The 16999-nt window shown below is 30.2% G+C and carries 15 protein-coding genes; 3 read left to right on the top strand and 12 right to left on the bottom strand.

Translation table 11 applies throughout. The annotated features are described in order from the left end of the window. Positions 1-10: 10 nt before the first annotated feature. The 11 genes from plsY to ACZ5B9_RS06800 all read right to left on the bottom strand — a co-directional run bounded on the left by plsY (position 11) and on the right by ACZ5B9_RS06800 (position 12320). The gene (gene plsY, locus ACZ5B9_RS06850; RefSeq protein ID WP_464421762.1) at positions 11-634 is read right to left on the bottom strand and encodes a glycerol-3-phosphate 1-O-acyltransferase PlsY; all 624 of its coding nucleotides are present in this window, start codon (positions 632-634) and stop codon (positions 11-13) included. 26 nt (positions 635-660) lie between these two features. Continuing rightward, positions 661-2115 (bottom strand): MATE family efflux transporter, encoded by a 1455-nt coding sequence (locus ACZ5B9_RS06845; RefSeq protein ID WP_464421760.1) that lies wholly within the window; start codon positions 2113-2115, stop codon positions 661-663. 20 nt (positions 2116-2135) lie between these two features. Further along, positions 2136-3344, bottom strand: coding sequence for a lipid-A-disaccharide synthase (locus ACZ5B9_RS06840; RefSeq protein ID WP_464421758.1), 1209 nt, complete (start codon positions 3342-3344; stop codon positions 2136-2138). Between the two features lie 195 nt (positions 3345-3539). After that, positions 3540-4343 carry an LpxI family protein gene (locus ACZ5B9_RS06835; RefSeq protein ID WP_464421756.1) on the bottom strand — a complete coding sequence of 268 codons (804 nt, stop codon included), beginning with the start codon at positions 4341-4343 and terminating at the stop codon, positions 3540-3542. 96 nt (positions 4344-4439) lie between these two features. Next, positions 4440-5216: an acyl-ACP--UDP-N-acetylglucosamine O-acyltransferase gene (lpxA, locus tag ACZ5B9_RS06830; RefSeq protein WP_464421754.1), complete on the bottom strand. Its 777-nt coding sequence runs from the start codon at positions 5214-5216 to the stop codon at positions 4440-4442. 163 nt (positions 5217-5379) lie between these two features. Beyond that, positions 5380-5814: a 3-hydroxyacyl-ACP dehydratase FabZ gene (fabZ, locus tag ACZ5B9_RS06825; protein WP_464421752.1), complete on the bottom strand. Its 435-nt coding sequence runs from the start codon at positions 5812-5814 to the stop codon at positions 5380-5382. Positions 5815-5924: 110 nt separating this feature from the next. Further along, positions 5925-6773, bottom strand: a complete 849-nt coding sequence (gene lpxC / locus ACZ5B9_RS06820) for a UDP-3-O-acyl-N-acetylglucosamine deacetylase (RefSeq protein ID WP_464421750.1) — start codon at positions 6771-6773, stop codon at positions 5925-5927. 459 nt (positions 6774-7232) lie between these two features. After that, the gene (locus ACZ5B9_RS06815) at positions 7233-9374 is read right to left on the bottom strand and encodes a M13 family metallopeptidase (protein ID WP_464421748.1); all 2142 of its coding nucleotides are present in this window, start codon (positions 9372-9374) and stop codon (positions 7233-7235) included. A gap of 315 nt (positions 9375-9689) precedes the next feature. Next, on the bottom strand, positions 9690-10514 hold the full coding sequence (locus ACZ5B9_RS06810; RefSeq protein ID WP_464421746.1) for a MetQ/NlpA family ABC transporter substrate-binding protein: 825 nt from the start codon (positions 10512-10514) through the stop codon (positions 9690-9692). 49 nt (positions 10515-10563) lie between these two features. After that, positions 10564-11247 carry a methionine ABC transporter permease gene (locus tag ACZ5B9_RS06805; protein WP_464421744.1) on the bottom strand — a complete coding sequence of 228 codons (684 nt, stop codon included), beginning with the start codon at positions 11245-11247 and terminating at the stop codon, positions 10564-10566. Beyond that, positions 11247-12320 (bottom strand): methionine ABC transporter ATP-binding protein, encoded by a 1074-nt coding sequence (locus ACZ5B9_RS06800; RefSeq protein ID WP_464421742.1) that lies wholly within the window; start codon positions 12318-12320, stop codon positions 11247-11249. Before ACZ5B9_RS06800 ends, ACZ5B9_RS06805 begins: the two co-directional genes overlap by 1 nt. A gap of 473 nt (positions 12321-12793) precedes the next feature. On the opposite strand from ACZ5B9_RS06800, the gene ACZ5B9_RS06795 reads away from it, so the two are divergent. The 3 genes from ACZ5B9_RS06795 to ACZ5B9_RS06785 all read left to right on the top strand — a co-directional run bounded on the left by ACZ5B9_RS06795 (position 12794) and on the right by ACZ5B9_RS06785 (position 14476). Continuing rightward, entirely contained in the window at positions 12794-13693 is a 900-nt protein-coding gene (locus ACZ5B9_RS06795) for a transposase (protein WP_464421740.1), read from the top strand. Beyond that, a complete protein-coding gene (locus tag ACZ5B9_RS06790; protein ID WP_464421738.1) occupies positions 13677-14003 on the top strand; it encodes a transposase in 327 nt (108 codons plus the stop codon). Before ACZ5B9_RS06795 ends, ACZ5B9_RS06790 begins: the two co-directional genes overlap by 17 nt. Positions 14004-14176: 173 nt before the next feature. Then, complete coding sequence (locus tag ACZ5B9_RS06785) at positions 14177-14476, top strand: transposase (protein WP_464423927.1); 300 nt, start codon at positions 14177-14179, stop codon at positions 14474-14476. A gap of 500 nt (positions 14477-14976) precedes the next feature. Here the strand turns inward: ACZ5B9_RS06785 and ACZ5B9_RS06780 are convergent, their stop codons facing one another. Further along, on the bottom strand, positions 14977-16062 hold the full coding sequence (locus ACZ5B9_RS06780; RefSeq protein WP_464421736.1) for an NAD-dependent epimerase/dehydratase family protein: 1086 nt from the start codon (positions 16060-16062) through the stop codon (positions 14977-14979). Positions 16063-16999 lie beyond the last annotated feature (937 nt).

Here is a 16999-nt window from a genome sequence, read left to right as displayed (position 1 = left end):
CCTTCCTTTCCTATTCTTTATTCTTTAAACTGAATTTAGATTCTGTTCCATTTTTTAATCTTTCAATATTGCTTCTATGTTTTACTGCAATCAAGATTGCTATTAAAATTCCTAAAATAACATATATCGTTTGCTGATACAAAAAATATATAAAAATTGGAAGTGATATAGCCGCCAAAACCGAAGATAACGAAACATATCTTGAAACGGCAAAAACTACAAAAAATACAATTGCCGCAAACAATATAGCTTTTGGAACTAAAATTAAAAATACTCCAAGTGTCGTCGCAACAGCCTTTCCACCTTTAAAATTCATAAAAATAGAAAATACATGCCCTAAAATTGCACAGATTCCAACTAATACATAATCCAAATTTGAAATTTTTGTCAAATTCTCAAAAAAATCAGCTTTTAGCAAAATTGCCATTAATGCCGGAACTAATCCTTTAGAAACATCTAAAATTAATGTCAAAATACCTAATTTTGCACCTAAAACCCGAGCCGCATTTGTAGAGCCAGTATTTCTGCTTCCATGCTCACGAATATCTATCCCTTTAAAAACTTTTCCTATCCAAAGTGCATTTGGCACACTTCCCAAAACATAGGAAATAACCATTAATAAAATTGTAATCATTTTTATTCCTCTTTTATTTAATAAATTTATCTTTTTTGATTTTTTGGTTCATCTATCTCTTCATTATACTCCAACAAGTTATTTTCACTTTCAATCATTTTATCAAAAAACCTTTTTTCCTTATACAAAAATCCTAAAAGTATTATGAAAAAAAGTAAATCAGTAAACGGTTGTGCAAGCCATACTCCATCCAGTTTCCAAATATTTGAAAAAGTTATCATAACTATTAGAAATATAACAACTTGCCGTAATAGATTTAATATAACCGAATATTTTGAACGTCCCGTTGCTTGAAAATAATTTGGCACAGTTATTCCAAAAGATGAAATTATTACAAGCGAAAAATATACTCTAATTGCTTTTACACCTTCTCTTAGAGCTTCAGGCGTACTTTTTTCGTTAAAAAATAAAATCAGTTCTTTTGGTAAAAGCATTACAATTATCCAAAATGTAAAAGATAAAGCAACTCCAGCATTTATAGCAGTCATCAAAGATTTTTTAACTCTCCTAAAATTTCTCGCACCATAATTAAATCCAATTATAGGCTGAACAGCCTGAGAAACAGCATAAACACTCATTGTCATAATTGGCAAATATGAATTTATAATTGTCATAACTGCCACACCATAAGTTCCACCATAAGTATCTACAATTTTATTTGTTACAAGTCCTACTCCTGAACTTGCAGCTTGTAATAAAAACGGCGACATTCCTATTGAAAAAATATCTTTTACTATTTTTGAATCCAATTTCATTTTTGAAAATCTTATTGTAATAACGCTTTCTTCTTCCAGCTTAAAGCCAAACATATCTATTCTAAACGGCAATTTTCCTGCAGTTAAAAACCATAACACAAATATTGCAGAGAGAACATTTCCAATTAATGTTGCATAAGCAGTCCCCTCAATTCCAGTATGCATAATCATTACAGCCACGTAATCCAAAGCAATATTTACAACTGCACCAATCAACATTGAAAACATCGCAACTCTCGGTGCTCCAGCCGCATTTAACACATTTGTCAATCCAAATGAGTAAAATAAAGGCAGGATTGCCAGTAATATTATTTCCAGATAAGCCTTTGCATACGGCAGTGTCTCATTATTAGCGCCTGAATACCGTAAAACTGTATTAATATTCAATATTAAAAGCACATACAGCGAAAGTCCTAAAATAGTAAATAAGGTTACTGCATTTCCCAATATTTTCTTAGCTTCTCCCTTTTTCCCCTGTCCAAGCCGAATTGAAATAATAGTTCCAGCTCCAACTCCAATAAACATTGAAAAGGCGATAATCAGCATAACAATATAAAAAGCAATTCCCGCACCAGCAAGTGCCTTTTCACTAATTTTTCCAACAAAGAACCTGTCAACAATATTGTATAAAACAACTGCCGCAGATCCAATAAGCGTTGGCATGAAATATTTTACAAATAATTTCAAAATAGAACCTTTTAACAGCTCTTCTCGTTTTTTTTCCATATTTTTTCCTTTTTTTAAAGTTAATCTTTATTTTCTAACAAATAATCAGCAATTTTTTCCAAAACTCCAAAATTACCTAGTTTTTCTCTTTCTTTTTTTAATTCCAAAACAACATTTTCTTTATTTTTTTCCATAATTTCCATTTCTTCAAGCAGCTTTTCCACTGAAAAATCTTCCTGTAGCAGTTCTTTAAAAATCTCTTTATTTGCATTTAGATTAGTAAGCGTTATATATTTTATTTTGACTATCTTTCTTGCAATAAAAGCATTGATTTTAGATGTTTTGTAGACTACTATCACAGGCAGTCCCATAAGCGATATTTCAAAAGTTACTGTTCCCGAAGTTGCTATTGCATATTTGCAATCTTTCCGAATGTTTTTTATTTCATCAAAAGTTATTTCCAAATTTGTAAATTTTCCAACATCAATTTTGTGTTTTTCCTCAAAATCACGTATATATTTTATATGATCCCTACTTGCCAGCTTCATTAAAAATTTCTCATTTTTAACTTTTTCATTTCTAACCAGTTCCATAACTACTGGCAAGAATTTTTCAATTTCCTGCCGTCTGCTTCCTGGAAGAAGCAATATTTTTTCTCCCAGCTTGTCAGAAAATTCATATTTATCAACAAACGGATTTCCAAAATATTCCACTTTCAGCCCTTTTGATTTATCTTTTTTCAAAGTATCATCGTAATATGCCTTTTCAAATGGAAAAATTACAATAATATCGTCAAATTTCTTTAATTTCTCAATCCGTTTTTTTCCCCAAGCCCATACTTTAGGCGGAATATAATAAACCATTCTCAGATTTTGCAGTTCTTTTTCCAAAATTTTCTTTTTCAACAACTCAAAAAATTTCAGGTTAAATCCTCCAAAATCAACAAAAATAACAGTTTCTATTCCATTTTTTTTGATAAATTCTAAATATTCATGGGCTTTTTCGTTAAAATAGCCGTACTTTTTCAAAGCCTCTACAAATCCCATAACATCATTATTCTTAATATGGTTTACTGTCTTAACTCCAGCCTCTATCGATTTATCCCCAACCACACCAAAAAATTCAACATTTTCATCTTTTTTTCTCATTTCCTCCACAATGTACGAAGCGTGTAAATCTCCAGACATTTCACCGCAGGAAATGAAGATTTTTTTCTTTTTTTTAGATTTTGTTAGTGATAAATCATTATTTTTTTCTTTTATTATATAATTTTCATTATTATTTTTCATTTTTTAGCCTTTTTTATATTCTTTAATTTACTTACTTAAAACTGCTTTATAAATTATTCAAATATCTATCTTAATATATTTTGTAGATAAAAATAGAGATATTTGAGTATATTTTAATAATAAAAACTAAACAAAATATCATTTTTATAACAATTTTTGAGTTTAATTTTAAAAAATAGTTTTACTAAAAAACTTTTAAATCTTAATTCCTTTTATAAAAATTTTATTTTTGTTTGCAAATTTTATAACTTCCTCTTTATCAATAAACAGCATTTTATCAGCTTCGATTATAATTCCACGTCCATTAATTTCCACAACTTTTTTTATTGTTTCCAGACCAATCGTTGGAATGTCTATCCGATAATCCTGATTATGCCTTGCCATTTTTACTACAATGCAGTTTTTCCCAGCCAGTTCTCCACCACGCAAAATTGCCTTATCTGTACCTTCCACACCTTCCAATGCGATAACAGATTCATCTTTTACAACAACAGTCTGCCCTGCATCAATGTCGGTAAGCATTCGTGCCGCCTCAATTCCAATTTCTATTGTTTTTTCCTCATTTTTACTTGGTAAAACTTTTGTATATGTTTCATTTCCTGCAATATACTCGTCCATTAAATAATTTTGAGGCAAAACTTCAATATTTTCTGATTCAATGTAATCAATTATTGCCTTTAAAATATTTTTATCTTTTTTATTTTTTGTAGATAATAATATCTTAGTTGCTGTCAAATCAAACTTTAAATTTGAAAATATCAAATTTTTTTCAACTTTTCCAAGCATTATTAAATGCTTTATGCCGTTTTTCTTAAAATATGAAATTATTTTCCCAACTTGAGCAACGCTGTATTTCACAGAATTTTTGTGCTCTTTTACACTTTCTTCCACACTTTCAAATAGATAAACTGAAAATGGTTCAATCCCTTTCAAAATACATTGATTCAAAAATAATTCAGGCAATTTCCCATTTCCAGCAATCAAACCTACTTTTTCCATTATCTCTTTTTCCTCTTAAAAATATCTATATTAAAAAATTAACTCAAAATAAAATATAGATTATTTTGAGAAATTTTACATTTTAAGTTTTGATTTTTATCTTGTTATACCTCTTTTACTTTTTCGTATAAAATTAACAAGATTTTGTGCTTCTTCATACTGTCCATAATCACGTTCAACAATTTGAAGCGCTTCTTCCAGTTTCAGTTTTTTCTTAAATATGATTTTATACAATTCTCTTAGCCTTTTTATCTGCTCTTCTGAAAAACCTCTACGTTGAAGCCCTACAATGTTAATATAAACAGCTCTCGCTTTATTTCCTTCAGACAGCATATAAGGAACAACATCTTGATTTACAGCCGAACATCCACCTATCATAGCGTGCCGTCCAACTCTTGTAAACTGATGCACAGCAGTAAGTCCACCTACCACCGCATAATCTTCCACTTCCACATGTCCAGCAAAAGTAGCAGCATTTGCTAGAACACAGTTATCTCCAATTATACAGTCATGAGCGATATGAACATAAGCCATTACAAGTGTATTATTTCCAATTCTTGTTTCATATTTATCAGTAGTTCCACGGTGAATTGTGACAAATTCACGAATTTTATTGTTATTTCCAATAACAACTCTAGTTTTTTCTCCACCAAACTTCAAATCTTGTGGATCTTTACCTATCGAAGCAAAAGAAAAAATATAATTATTCTCACCAATAATCGTTTCTCCTTCGATTACAACATGTGATTCTACAACAGTTCCATTTCCAATTATTATTTCTGGTCCTATAATCGAGTAAGGACCTATCTTTACATTTTCTCCAAGTTTAGCATTTGGATCAACAATCGCCGTTGGATGTATATTTAAACTCATAATTATCATACCTCATTCTTTTATTTTGAATTACTTAAAATTTGAATTTTAAAGTTAAATAGAACTACTAAAAAATCGAACTTATAAACTTTTATACTACTCAAACAGCAGGTTTATTTCATTTTAAAAAGTCCAATTTTAAAGTAGTTTGAGTATTATCTAATTATAAATCCTGTACTGAAAATTTCAAGTCAGCTTCACTTACAACTGTACCGTCAACAACACATCTTCCACGTGCGACTATTACATTACTTTTAACTTTTATTTTTTCTACTTCCAATCTTAACTGATCTCCTGGAACAACACCTCTTCTAAATTTACATTTGTCAATTGACATAAATAAAGGTATTTTACCTGGTTCCAACATTAGCAGTCCTACAGCTTGTGCCAACGCTTCTATTTGTAAAACTCCTGGCATTACTGGTTTTCCAGGAAAATGCCCTTGGAAAAATTCTTCGTTCATTGTGACATTTTTTATTGCTACCAAAGAGTCGGTACCATTTTTTTCGATAACTTTATCTACTAGCAAAAACGGATATCTATGTGGCAATATTTTCATAATATCCTCTACACTCATAATTGTTTCATTTGTTGCCATATTTTTTATTCCTCCTGAATTTGTATTTTTATTTATTTCAACTATTCTAAAAATTTTATACCTACATTATATTTGATTTTTATCCAAATTACAAGCAATTTTTATATTTTTTATAAATATTTTTTCGCAATCATCTCAGTTAATCTTGAATTTACATAGTGTCCAGCCTTTATTGCGATAATGTGAGCCTTTATAGGCATTCCCAAAACATATAAATCTCCAATTATATCAAGAATTTTATGTCTTACAAATTCATCAGGATATCTCAACCCTTCTGGATTTAATGGACCATCTGATCCCACTACCACAGCATTTTCCAAACTTCCTCCCAACGCTAAATTATTTTTTTTAAGAAAGTCTATTTCATAATCAAATGCAAAAGTTCTACATTTTGCAATATTTTCCATATAATTTTCTAAATTTACTTCGAGCTCATAATACTGTGATTTCAAAAAGCTATGGTTAAAATCAATCGTATAAGATATTTTAAACCCATCATAAGGTAACGCCATCACATATTTCCCAGCCTTTTCATCTGAAAATATAACAGGCTCCGTAATTATAACAGGTTCTATTTCCTCATTTAACTCTACAATTCCAGCCTCTAGCAATTTTTCAACAAATCCAGCCGAACTTCCATCCAAAATAGGTAATTCATTCCCTGAAATTTCAACTAAAATATCAGTCACTCCTGTAATTGAAAGTGATGATAAAAAATGCTCAATTGTATGAACTTTCACATCATCTTCATTCCTAATGTTTGTTCCTCTCTCCAAATCAAATAAATTTCTATAATCAACCTTTATAACATTATTTTTCCCGCTCACATCTATTCTTTTAAAAATAATTCCTCTTTCATCATTATTTTCGCTAGGTTTCAAAGTTAATTTTATCTCTTCTCCTTTATGAAGCCCAATTCCCGATATTTCAACTGTGTTTTTAATAGTTTTTCTTTTCACGTCCTAATTCCCTCCATTTTCTAAAATTTTAGTCTCAATTCTGTTTTTATTTATAAAATTTTTTTCTTTTTCTATAAATATTATATCATAAATTTAAATATTTTTCCTTTTATTATTTTGTGAATTAGTTAATAATTTATTGCCTAGTATTAATTTCAATAACTAATTAACTAGCTATATGATGTCTTAATTTTATAGAATTATAATAATTATAAAACTTAATACGTCCGATAATATTTTAAAGTAAAACTATTATTTTGACTTTTAATTAATATTAAAAATAAAAAACTTGACATTTTATAAAAATAGTGTATAATTGTATTAGATAAATAGATTTTCTTCTTTGGAAGAATTAAGCTACCATCTTTGTTTTGGTAGCTTTTTTATATAATAAAAAATCAAAATAAAAAACCATCTCAATATTAATTAAGATAGTTTTTGTTTTATTATTTAATTATTTTACCAGATTTTTATTCTATCTTCTGGGGCTTTGTACATTTTATCTCCTGGTTTTGTTTCAAATACTTTATGGAAAGCATCGACATTTATTAAAGTTCCATTTACCCTAAATATATTTGGTGAATGTGAATCAGTTTTTGCCAAGTTTTTTAAATATTCTGGGGTAGATTTTTGTCGCCACATTCTTGCAAAACTTAAGAAGAATAATTTGTTTGTTGTATCAGCATAGGCTTTTGTAGAATTTGGATGATCTTTTAAATATAACTGTAATGCATCATAAGCAATATTTAGACCACCTAAATCAGCAATATTTTCTGTTAATGTAAATTTCCCATTAACATTTACTCCATCGCCAACTGAATAAGTTGAAAACTGTCTTTCTAATTTTTTAGTTGCTGCATCAAATTTTAACTTATCTTCTTCTGTCCACCAGTTTTTTACATTTCCATCTCCATCATATTCAGCTCCTGATACATCGAATGCATGTGTAAGCTCGTGTCCGATTATAGTTCCTATTGCTCCAAAGTTACTTGCCATTTCTGATTTGCTATAATCATAAAATGGAAATTGTAAAATTCCAGCTGGAAAGACTATTTCATTTCCTGTTGGAGAATAATATGCATTTATTGTATGTGGATCCATATGCCATTCTTTCTTGTCTACTGGTTTTCCAACCTTTTTCAATTCTTCTCCATATTCCCATTCACTTATTTTTTTCAATTGTTCATAAAGTGTATCATTACTTGAAATTGTCATTTTGCTGTAATCTTTCCATTTGTCAGGATATCCGATTTTCACATTAACTTTTGCCAATTTTTCAAGTGCTTTTTTCTTAGTTGCTGCACTCATCCAATCCAGTTTTTCAATTCTATTTTTCATTGCTTTTTTAATATAATCAACCATTTGTTGTGTATTTTTTTTAGCTTCTGGCGAGAAGTTTCTTTGAACATAAATTTTTCCTATTATTTCACCTAAACTTCCATTTGTAAAGTTTAATGCTCTTTTTTCAAGCGTTTCTCTTTCTTTTTGTCCATTTAAATATTTTCCAAAAAACTCAAAACTTCTTTTCCCCATGTCATCTGTTAAGATACCCGCAGCAGAGCTTATTAAATTATATTTCATATAATCTTTAATTATGTCAATATTAGCATCATTTACAAAGTTATCCAAATTTTTATAATAATTCAATTCACTTATGATAACTTTATCAGTTTTCACATTTAATTCTTTCAAGTATTGTGCTAAATCTACATTTTTAGATAATGTACCTAAGTCACTAACTTTTATTGGATTATTATATTTTTTTACATCGTGACGTTCTTCATTTGTCAATAATGTATTCGCAATCTGTTTTTCAAAAGCAACTATCTTTTTGGCTTTTTCAAGAGCATCTTTTTCATCAGCATATTTTAATATATCGCTTACATATTTTGTATATTCTTCCAATATTGCTCTATTTTCCTTTGTATCTTTTTGAAAATAATCTCTTGATAGTCCAATTCCAGCACTTCCTAAATAAATTGCATTATTTTTAGAATCATTTAAATCAGTTCCTACACCCCATCCATAAAATTCAGAACCACCAGTTTTTGTAACTTCAATATTGTATTTCTTCAAATCTTCAATATTCTGTATAGCATCTATTCTATCCAAATCTTTTTTTATCGGATTTAATCCATCTTCATTTCTTTTTTTCATATCAGAATAGCTGTCATAAAGGGTTATAACCTTCTTTTCATCTGCACTCAATGATGATTTATTTTTTAATTCATTTATTAGGTTACGTAAAAAATCTTGATTTTTCTCATTTAATTCATAAAAGGAACCCCATGCTGGCTTCGTACTAGGAATCTGTGTTTTTTTTGTCCATTCCTCATTCACATAGTCATAAAAATCGTCTTTTGCTTTAATTGTTGGACTGAGTTCATCAAATAACTTTTTATCGTTATCCTTTAACAATTTTGCCTGCTGCTTTTCATAAAAATCCCAGAATCCCATTTGTTTAGGGGCAGGCTGTACTGGTTTTGCTTCTTTTTGTGATGTTCTTTTTACTGAAAGCTCCTCATATCCATAATTTTCATTTTCTGCATAAATTAAATTAATACTAGCTAAAAATAACGAAACTGTAAGTAATTTTTTCATTTTTCTTCATCTCTTTAAATATTTTGAAAATTAAATAAACATTGAAACTAATTTTCAAATTACAATATTTAAAAATGTTTTCTCCTCTCTTTTTTATAAAATATCTAAATCTTTATAAACTCAAAATTTTGAGTTAAATAAAAATAACTTTTTAAATTAGGCAAAATTTATAAAAATTTTTCTCTTTTCAATTGCCTTTCTAAAAAGCATTACATCTATTATACATTTTTTTTAAATTAATTTCAAGAAGTTTACAAAAAAATAGCTCTAAAAGTTAATTTAAAGCTATTTTTCCACATAATTGTTTTTACAAATTTAGAACGCAGGAATTACTCTACCTTCATATTTTTCTTCAATATGTTTTTTAATTTTTTCACTTTGTAATGCTTTTACCAATTTTTTAACTCTTTCATCATTTTCATTTCCTTTTAGAACTGTAACAATGTTTACATAAGGCGAATCTTTACCCTCTATCAGGATAATTTCATTTTTTGTAACTCCAGCATCAATTGCAAAGTTTGAATTTATGATTGCTCCTGCAACTTCGCTTAATCTTGGTGCAATTTGCTCATTTGATAATGTTTCAATTTTAATATTTTTTGGATTTTCAGCAATGTCTGCTGGTGTAGAATCTAATTTTGTGTTGTCTTTTAATTTTATGATACCAGCTTTATCAAGTAAAATCAATGCACGACCTCCATTTGTCGGATCGTTAGGAATTATCAAAGTGTCCCCATTTTTTAACTCATTAGGATTTTTTATTTTTTTAGAATATAAAGCCATTGGTTCCAAATGAATATTTCCAACTGCCGATAATTCAATATTATTTTTCTTACCGAAATCTTCCATGTATGGAACGTGTTGGAAAAAGTTTGCATCTATACTTTTGTCTGCAAGTGCTTTATTTGGTTGAACATAATCATTAAATTCAACTACTTCTAAATCAATTCCTTCCTTTTTCAAGTCTTCTTTTACCAAATTTAATAATTCAGCATGCGGAATAGGTGTTGCTCCCACGATTAATTTTTCAGTTTTCGCAGCTCCACCTTGACTGTCAGCTGCTCCTTTAGTTTCATTTTTGTTTCCACAAGCTACTAAAAATAATGCTGTTGCTAATAACAATGATAATATTTTTTTCATAAATACCTCCAAAAATTTTTTATTTATAATTTATTTTACAACCTTTTTATTAAACTCTTTTTCTCTTGTTCATCAACATTTTTACAATGCTGTTTCCAATAAACTGTATAATTTGTACAAGCACAATTATAACAATAGTTGCCTGCCACATCACTTCGGGCTTAGATCTTTGGTAACCGTCAATTACAGCGGCATTTCCAAGTCCACCACCACCGATTGTTCCAGCCATTGCAGAATATCCAATTAAACTGATCAACGTCAATGTCATTCCATGAACAAGTGCAGGTAAGGCTTCTGGAATCATTACTTTAAAAATAATTTCAGATGCAGTCGCTCCCATTGATTTTGAAGCTTCAATAAGCCCATCATTTACTTCCTTTAAGGCCCCTTCAATAATTCTTGCCACAAATGGTGCAGAACCTAGTGAAAGTGGAACAATGAAAGCAACACTTCCGTAAGATTTGTGAACAAGCATCCGTGAAAGCGGTATTAATAAAACCATTAAAATTATAAATGGAATTGATCTTGTAATGTTTACAATAATCATATCTAGTATCTTATGAATAGTTTTATTTGGTTTAACGCCCTTTTCATCAGATGTAACAAGTAAAATTCCAATTGGAAGTCCGATAATTAATGATATAACTGTCGAAATAAATACCATGTATATTGTTTCCCAAAGAGGTATAGCCATATTTTGAAATTGTAAAAACTTGATCCAGTCAAATCTCATTATACCACCTCCGAATCTATTTTATTTTCTTTCAGCCATTCAATAATGTCTTTGGATTTTTCTTCATTTGCCGAAATTTCTACCAGTAAATTTCCTACAATAATATCGCTCACTTTGTCAATAAACCCACCTAAAATATTAACTTCAACGTCATATTTACGAATTATCTGGGTGATATATGATTCGTTTACCTGCTTTTCATTATACTTCAGTCTTAATCGTAATTTTCCTGTATTTTCTTCACGATTTTTTATTTCTTCCTCTGTCCTGAATTCTTCGTGTGAAATATTTTGTACAAATTCTTTTGCTAATTCTGTCTTAGGATTTAAGAAAATTTCCCTTGTTTCCCCTTTTTCAATAATTTCTCCATCCGACATTATTGCCGCCTTATTACAAATTTTCTTTATAACTTCCATCTGGTGCGTTATTAAAATTATTGTTATTCCAAACTTCTGATTTATATCTTTCAAAAGTTCTAAAATAGAATTAGTTGTTCTAGGATCAAGTGCCGATGTTGCCTCATCTGACAGAAGTAATTGCGGATTGTTCGCCAATGCTCTTGCTATTGCTACACGCTGTTTCTGTCCTCCTGAAAGCTGTTCAGGATAATTCAGCTTTTTATCAGAAAGCCCTACAATTTCCAGCAATTCGTCCACCCTTTTATTAATGTCCCGTTTTTTCCATCTTGCAATCTCTAACGGAAAAGCTACATTTCCAGCAACATTTCGTGAATTTAGCAAATTAAAATGTTGAAAAATCATCCCTGTCTTTTTTCTATATTCCCGTAGCATTCTCACATTAAAATTCAAAATATTTTTATCTTCATATCCAAGACTTTTCTTTCCTTTTTTATCAATAACTTCATGTTTTACAAAAATTTCTCCTGAAGTAGGCTCTTCCAGTCTATTAAGAAGACGTATAAGCGTAGACTTCCCAGCTCCACTAAGACCCATAATTCCGTAAATATCCCCCTGTTCAATATCAAGATTCACATTATTTACAGCCAGCAGTTCCTGTCCATTATTAAGCTTATACTTTTTTACCAAGTTTCTTATCTTAATTAAACTATCCATATTTCACCTCTTTTTCATTAATTTTGCTTTATCTTTAAATTTGTGGTCAGAAAGATTATATTATTTCTTACTTTAAAAGTCAACTATTTTTAAAATACTTTTTCATATTATATCATTTTTGTGTTGTATATACAAGTTTTATTTCTCTACAAAAAATTTTTTTAAATATACTAAGCATTATAAAACTATACAATACCAAAATTTAGATGCAAATTTAAATTTATAATTTTTACAATATTTTATACTAAAACTTGTTTAAAAAACAAAAACTGTATTCAAATTATTTTAGAATATTAGGCTTTAATCATTTACTAAAAAACTTTTTAGTAAATTTATTTTTAGAATAAAAAAATAGTAGAAAACTAGAATTTAAGTAAAATATTCGCAATTTTTGTGTTTCATATGAGCACTATATTTTTATTTTATAAAAAAGCCGAATAGAAATTCGGCTGATTTTTTTGTATAATATATTTATGATAAACATTACACAAAATAAACTGAAATATATTTTCAGTAACAACAATATTTTACTAGATTCCTTAAAATTTTGCAAGAAAAATAATATTGACGGCAGTCACCTTGAATATATTAAACTTTCCATTGATAAATTTCTTGCCTGCAGGGATATTTCAAAAGGTTTTGTCAAGTTCAAATGTCCTCACTGCCCTGTTACACACCTGTTCCCTGTTACCTGCAAGTCTAAGCTCTGTCCTTCTTGTGGTTACAAGTATTCCAGGACATGGACTGAAAATATTCAGAAACATATTCTCAATATTGAGCACCGCCATGTCCTTTTTACTGTCCCTCAAGAATGCAGAAAGTTCTTCTTTTACGACAGATCCCTTCTGTCAAAACTTTCTGCCGCTGTTAACCAGGTATTCAAGTTCATCTTTCACAATATCAGCAGGAAAAGAAAAAGAAAAAACAAAATTTCTGGACATTCCAGATATTACTTTACTGATTCCGATATTGTACATTACGGCCTCATTTCTGTCATTCATACTTTTGGCAGGGACCTGAAATGGAACCCTCATGTTCATGCCATTGTTTCATTAGGAGGTTTCAATAAAAATCTTGAGTTCAGGAAAATGAGATACTTCAACGTTGACACTATTGCCGGGCAATGGAAGTACCACGTCCTTAAAATTATTGAAAACGGCAGCTATCCCAACAGGAGGATTGAGAAAGCCGCTAAAAATACTGCCGCGAAGCTTTACAAGGAAAATAAAAGATTTTTCTTTAACGTTGGCAATGGTGACATTAACAGCACAAAAGGTATTATCAAATATCTTGGACGATACCTTGCACGTGCTCCCATTGCTGAATACAAGATTACTGACATTACTGACAAGGAGGTTGCTTTCTTTTGCTAATGATAAAAAGAAAACTTGCATTACTATGCCTTCTGAGAGATTTGTTTCCCATATTTTAATTCATCTGCCTCCTAAAAACTTTAAGATGGTAAACCGCTACGGATTTTATTCAAGGCATATTTCTGGCAGGCTTAAAGAGGCAATTGATGCTTTCAGGAAAAACATTGCCGTGTCAAGATATTCATTTTATCAAAGACAGATGTACAAGATTTTCGGGATGAATCCTTTTTACTGTCCAGTATGCAAGGTTAAAATGATTGTATGGGAATTTTATCATTACAGATATCCGCCCCTCAAAAAATACTATTAATATTTTATTAATCCAACCAGGTTGGATATTTTGTCGTAGACATTTGTATATTTGTTTGACAAAAGAAGAGGAAAAGAGGCTAATGCCTCTTTTAAGATTATCTGTATGTTAGAATAAAAAGTGGAGAAATTAAAGAGAGTAAATTTTAATAAAAAATGATATAATAAAAAACTATTAGGAGGATCAATGAAAAATCAAAATTTACTCAGGAATTTAAGGAAGATACTGTAAAATATTATCATTCATCAGGAAAATCAGTTAGAGAAGTTGCTGACGAGATGGGAATTGGGAAATCAACATTAGATGCCTGGATATCAAGGGCAAAGAAAAATCACGACAAGATAGAAATACGTGGGGCAGGAAACTATGCTTCAGATAAAGACAAGGAAATCGCAAAACTGAAAAAAGAACTGAAAGATACGCAGGATGAATTAGAAATATTAAAAAAAGCAATGGGCATACTGAGCAATTAATGAAACGGAAAATTTATGAATCAGTTGAAAGCTATGAGAAGGAACGCAAAGTTTCTGTTAACAGTGTGCTCCCAAAATTAGGTGTTTCTTCATTGGGATATTATTCATGGAAAAATTGGGAAAATCGAGGCAGGATATAAAGAGAGAAATAAAAAATATATATGAAAGGTCAAAAAAAGTTTACGAGCTCCCAAGATAATGAAAGAGCTAGAAAAAATTCGAGGAAAAGTGAGCCAGAAGACGGTAAGCAAATATATGAATTTGAAAAAAAATACTCTGCTTAACTTATCCTTTTTCTTGACATAAGACCAATACAAGGTACAACAACATATCAAGAAAAGTATTAGGCTTTAGGAGTCCAAATGAAGTATTAAGAGAGTACAATAAAAATCAGTAGATAAAAGCTACATTAAGAAAGAAACATTTTTTTTAATATGTTTTTGAAACAAATGTTTAACATTTATACACTTCTATATTTGACAAAAAACGGGATAACTCAATTATATACTATAGAATCTCTTATACCACTCAGCGAACTGTCTTAAACCAGTTCTAAGACTTGTACTTGGTTTGAAGCCAAAGTCACGCTCAAAAGCAGAAATATCAGCGTAAGTGATAGCTACATCACCAGGTTGCATGGCAACCAATTCTTTATGATTTTCAAAGTCGTAGTCTGCAGGTAGCACCTTAGCACGAATAAGTTCTTGTTGTAAGATATCAACAAAACTCAAAAGGCTTTCTGGATTATTATTGCCAATATTATAAACAGCGTAGGGGGGCATAGAAAAGCCATTTTCGTCTTTTTTTTTCTCTGGAGCACCTTGCATAACACGTATTATACTTTCTACAATATCGTCCACATAGGTGAAGTCACGTTTACAATTGCCGTAATTAAAAAGCTGAATTGTTTCTCCTTTCAGTAGTTTGTTAGTAAAATTGAAGTATGCCATATCAGGTCTTCCAGCAGGACCATAAACTGTAAAGAAACGTAATCCAGTTGCAGGAATATTATACAGCTTGCAGTAAGCGTGAGCCATCAACTCATTTGATTTTTTTGTAGCAGCATACAGAGAAACAGGATTATCCGATTTGTCTTCTGTACTATAAGGAATTTTCTTGTTAGATCCATACACAGAAGAGGATGAAGCATAAACTAGATGTTGAACTCCAACTGCACTGTTGTCATAGCTGTGACGACAAGCTTCAAGAATATTATAGAATCCAATCAAATTAGAATAGACATAAGCATCTGGATTGGTGATAGAGTAACGAACACCAGCCTGGGCACCTAGATGTACTACAATGGCAGGCTTGTGCGTTTCAAATATACTGTCAACTATCGCCTTGTCGGCAAGATCACCTTTGTAAAAATTGTATTTACAGTCGGGATGCTCCATAACATACTTGTCAATTTTGGATAGACGCCATTCCTTAATTCTTACGTCGTAATAATCATTCATGTTATCCAGACCTACAATATTGATCGGTGCCTGTGCTCTTAACAATGAAAGAATTAAGTTATTACCAATGAAACCTGCAGAACCAGTAACAAGAATTGTTTTATTTTTCAAATCTATTTTTTGCAATTTAAAATTCCTCCTTATGTATTTATTATATCTCGGATCTAAATTTCTCAGAAACATCATCAAAATAGGAATCATAGTGATTTGCAATGATTATCTGGGAAACATCTTTAAATTCTTTCAAGTCATAAATCAGTCGACTACTGTAGAAAGTAGAACTAATCAAGGAAAGTTGTTAGTAGTTGCTTGGTATATTTTGGTAAGCAATAATCACCTTAGCTGAAGAAAGATTCTTGTAGTGTGTGCTAATATGAGAATTTAAACAAATATCATTTATGGTTTCTTGAGTTTTTAGCAACATAGATATCCAATTCATTGAAACAAGAAACATGAATGTTCTCCTTGATAATATCTTACTGAAGGAGAGTAGCAAAAGTATGAGCAGCTTCTTCTATCTTTTATCACATGATATTGAGACAGTACGAGAAAGTTGTAAAACTTATCATACAAAGCGTTTGATTCACGTAGGAATTCAGGGACTAAACATAATATTTTGTACTACTTAGCACGAACATGCTCAGTGCACCCAACGAGCACAGTGGATTGTACATTTAGATTAGTATTTAAAACTATCTCGATAACAGTTTCAATCGTTAAACAGTCAAAAAAATTATTGCGATTATTATAGTCCGTTGAAACAACAATGACAATGTAATCTGCATCTTTGTAAGTAGTTTCTCCATCAAGCGTCGCGGTCAAATCCAATTTTTTCGGAAAGGTACATTTTCATATAAACATCTCGTATAGGCGTTAACCTGTTTAGAAATGGTATCTATGGTGGTAAAATGATTTTTGTACTAGAAGGATAGCAATGAAAAGCCCAACATAGACTATGCCAACTACAGCAATATTATAAACTCTATCTACAAAGGAGTCTTCGATGTGGTTTTCTCTAGTAGCATAGTTTCGGTTTCAATTAAGTCAGCTAACCCAAAACCTA

The organism is Leptotrichia sp. SK-5, assembly GCF_055387215.1.
The sequence above is the reverse complement of the archived record's forward strand: the minus strand, read 5'-3'. Positions and strand labels throughout refer to the sequence as shown.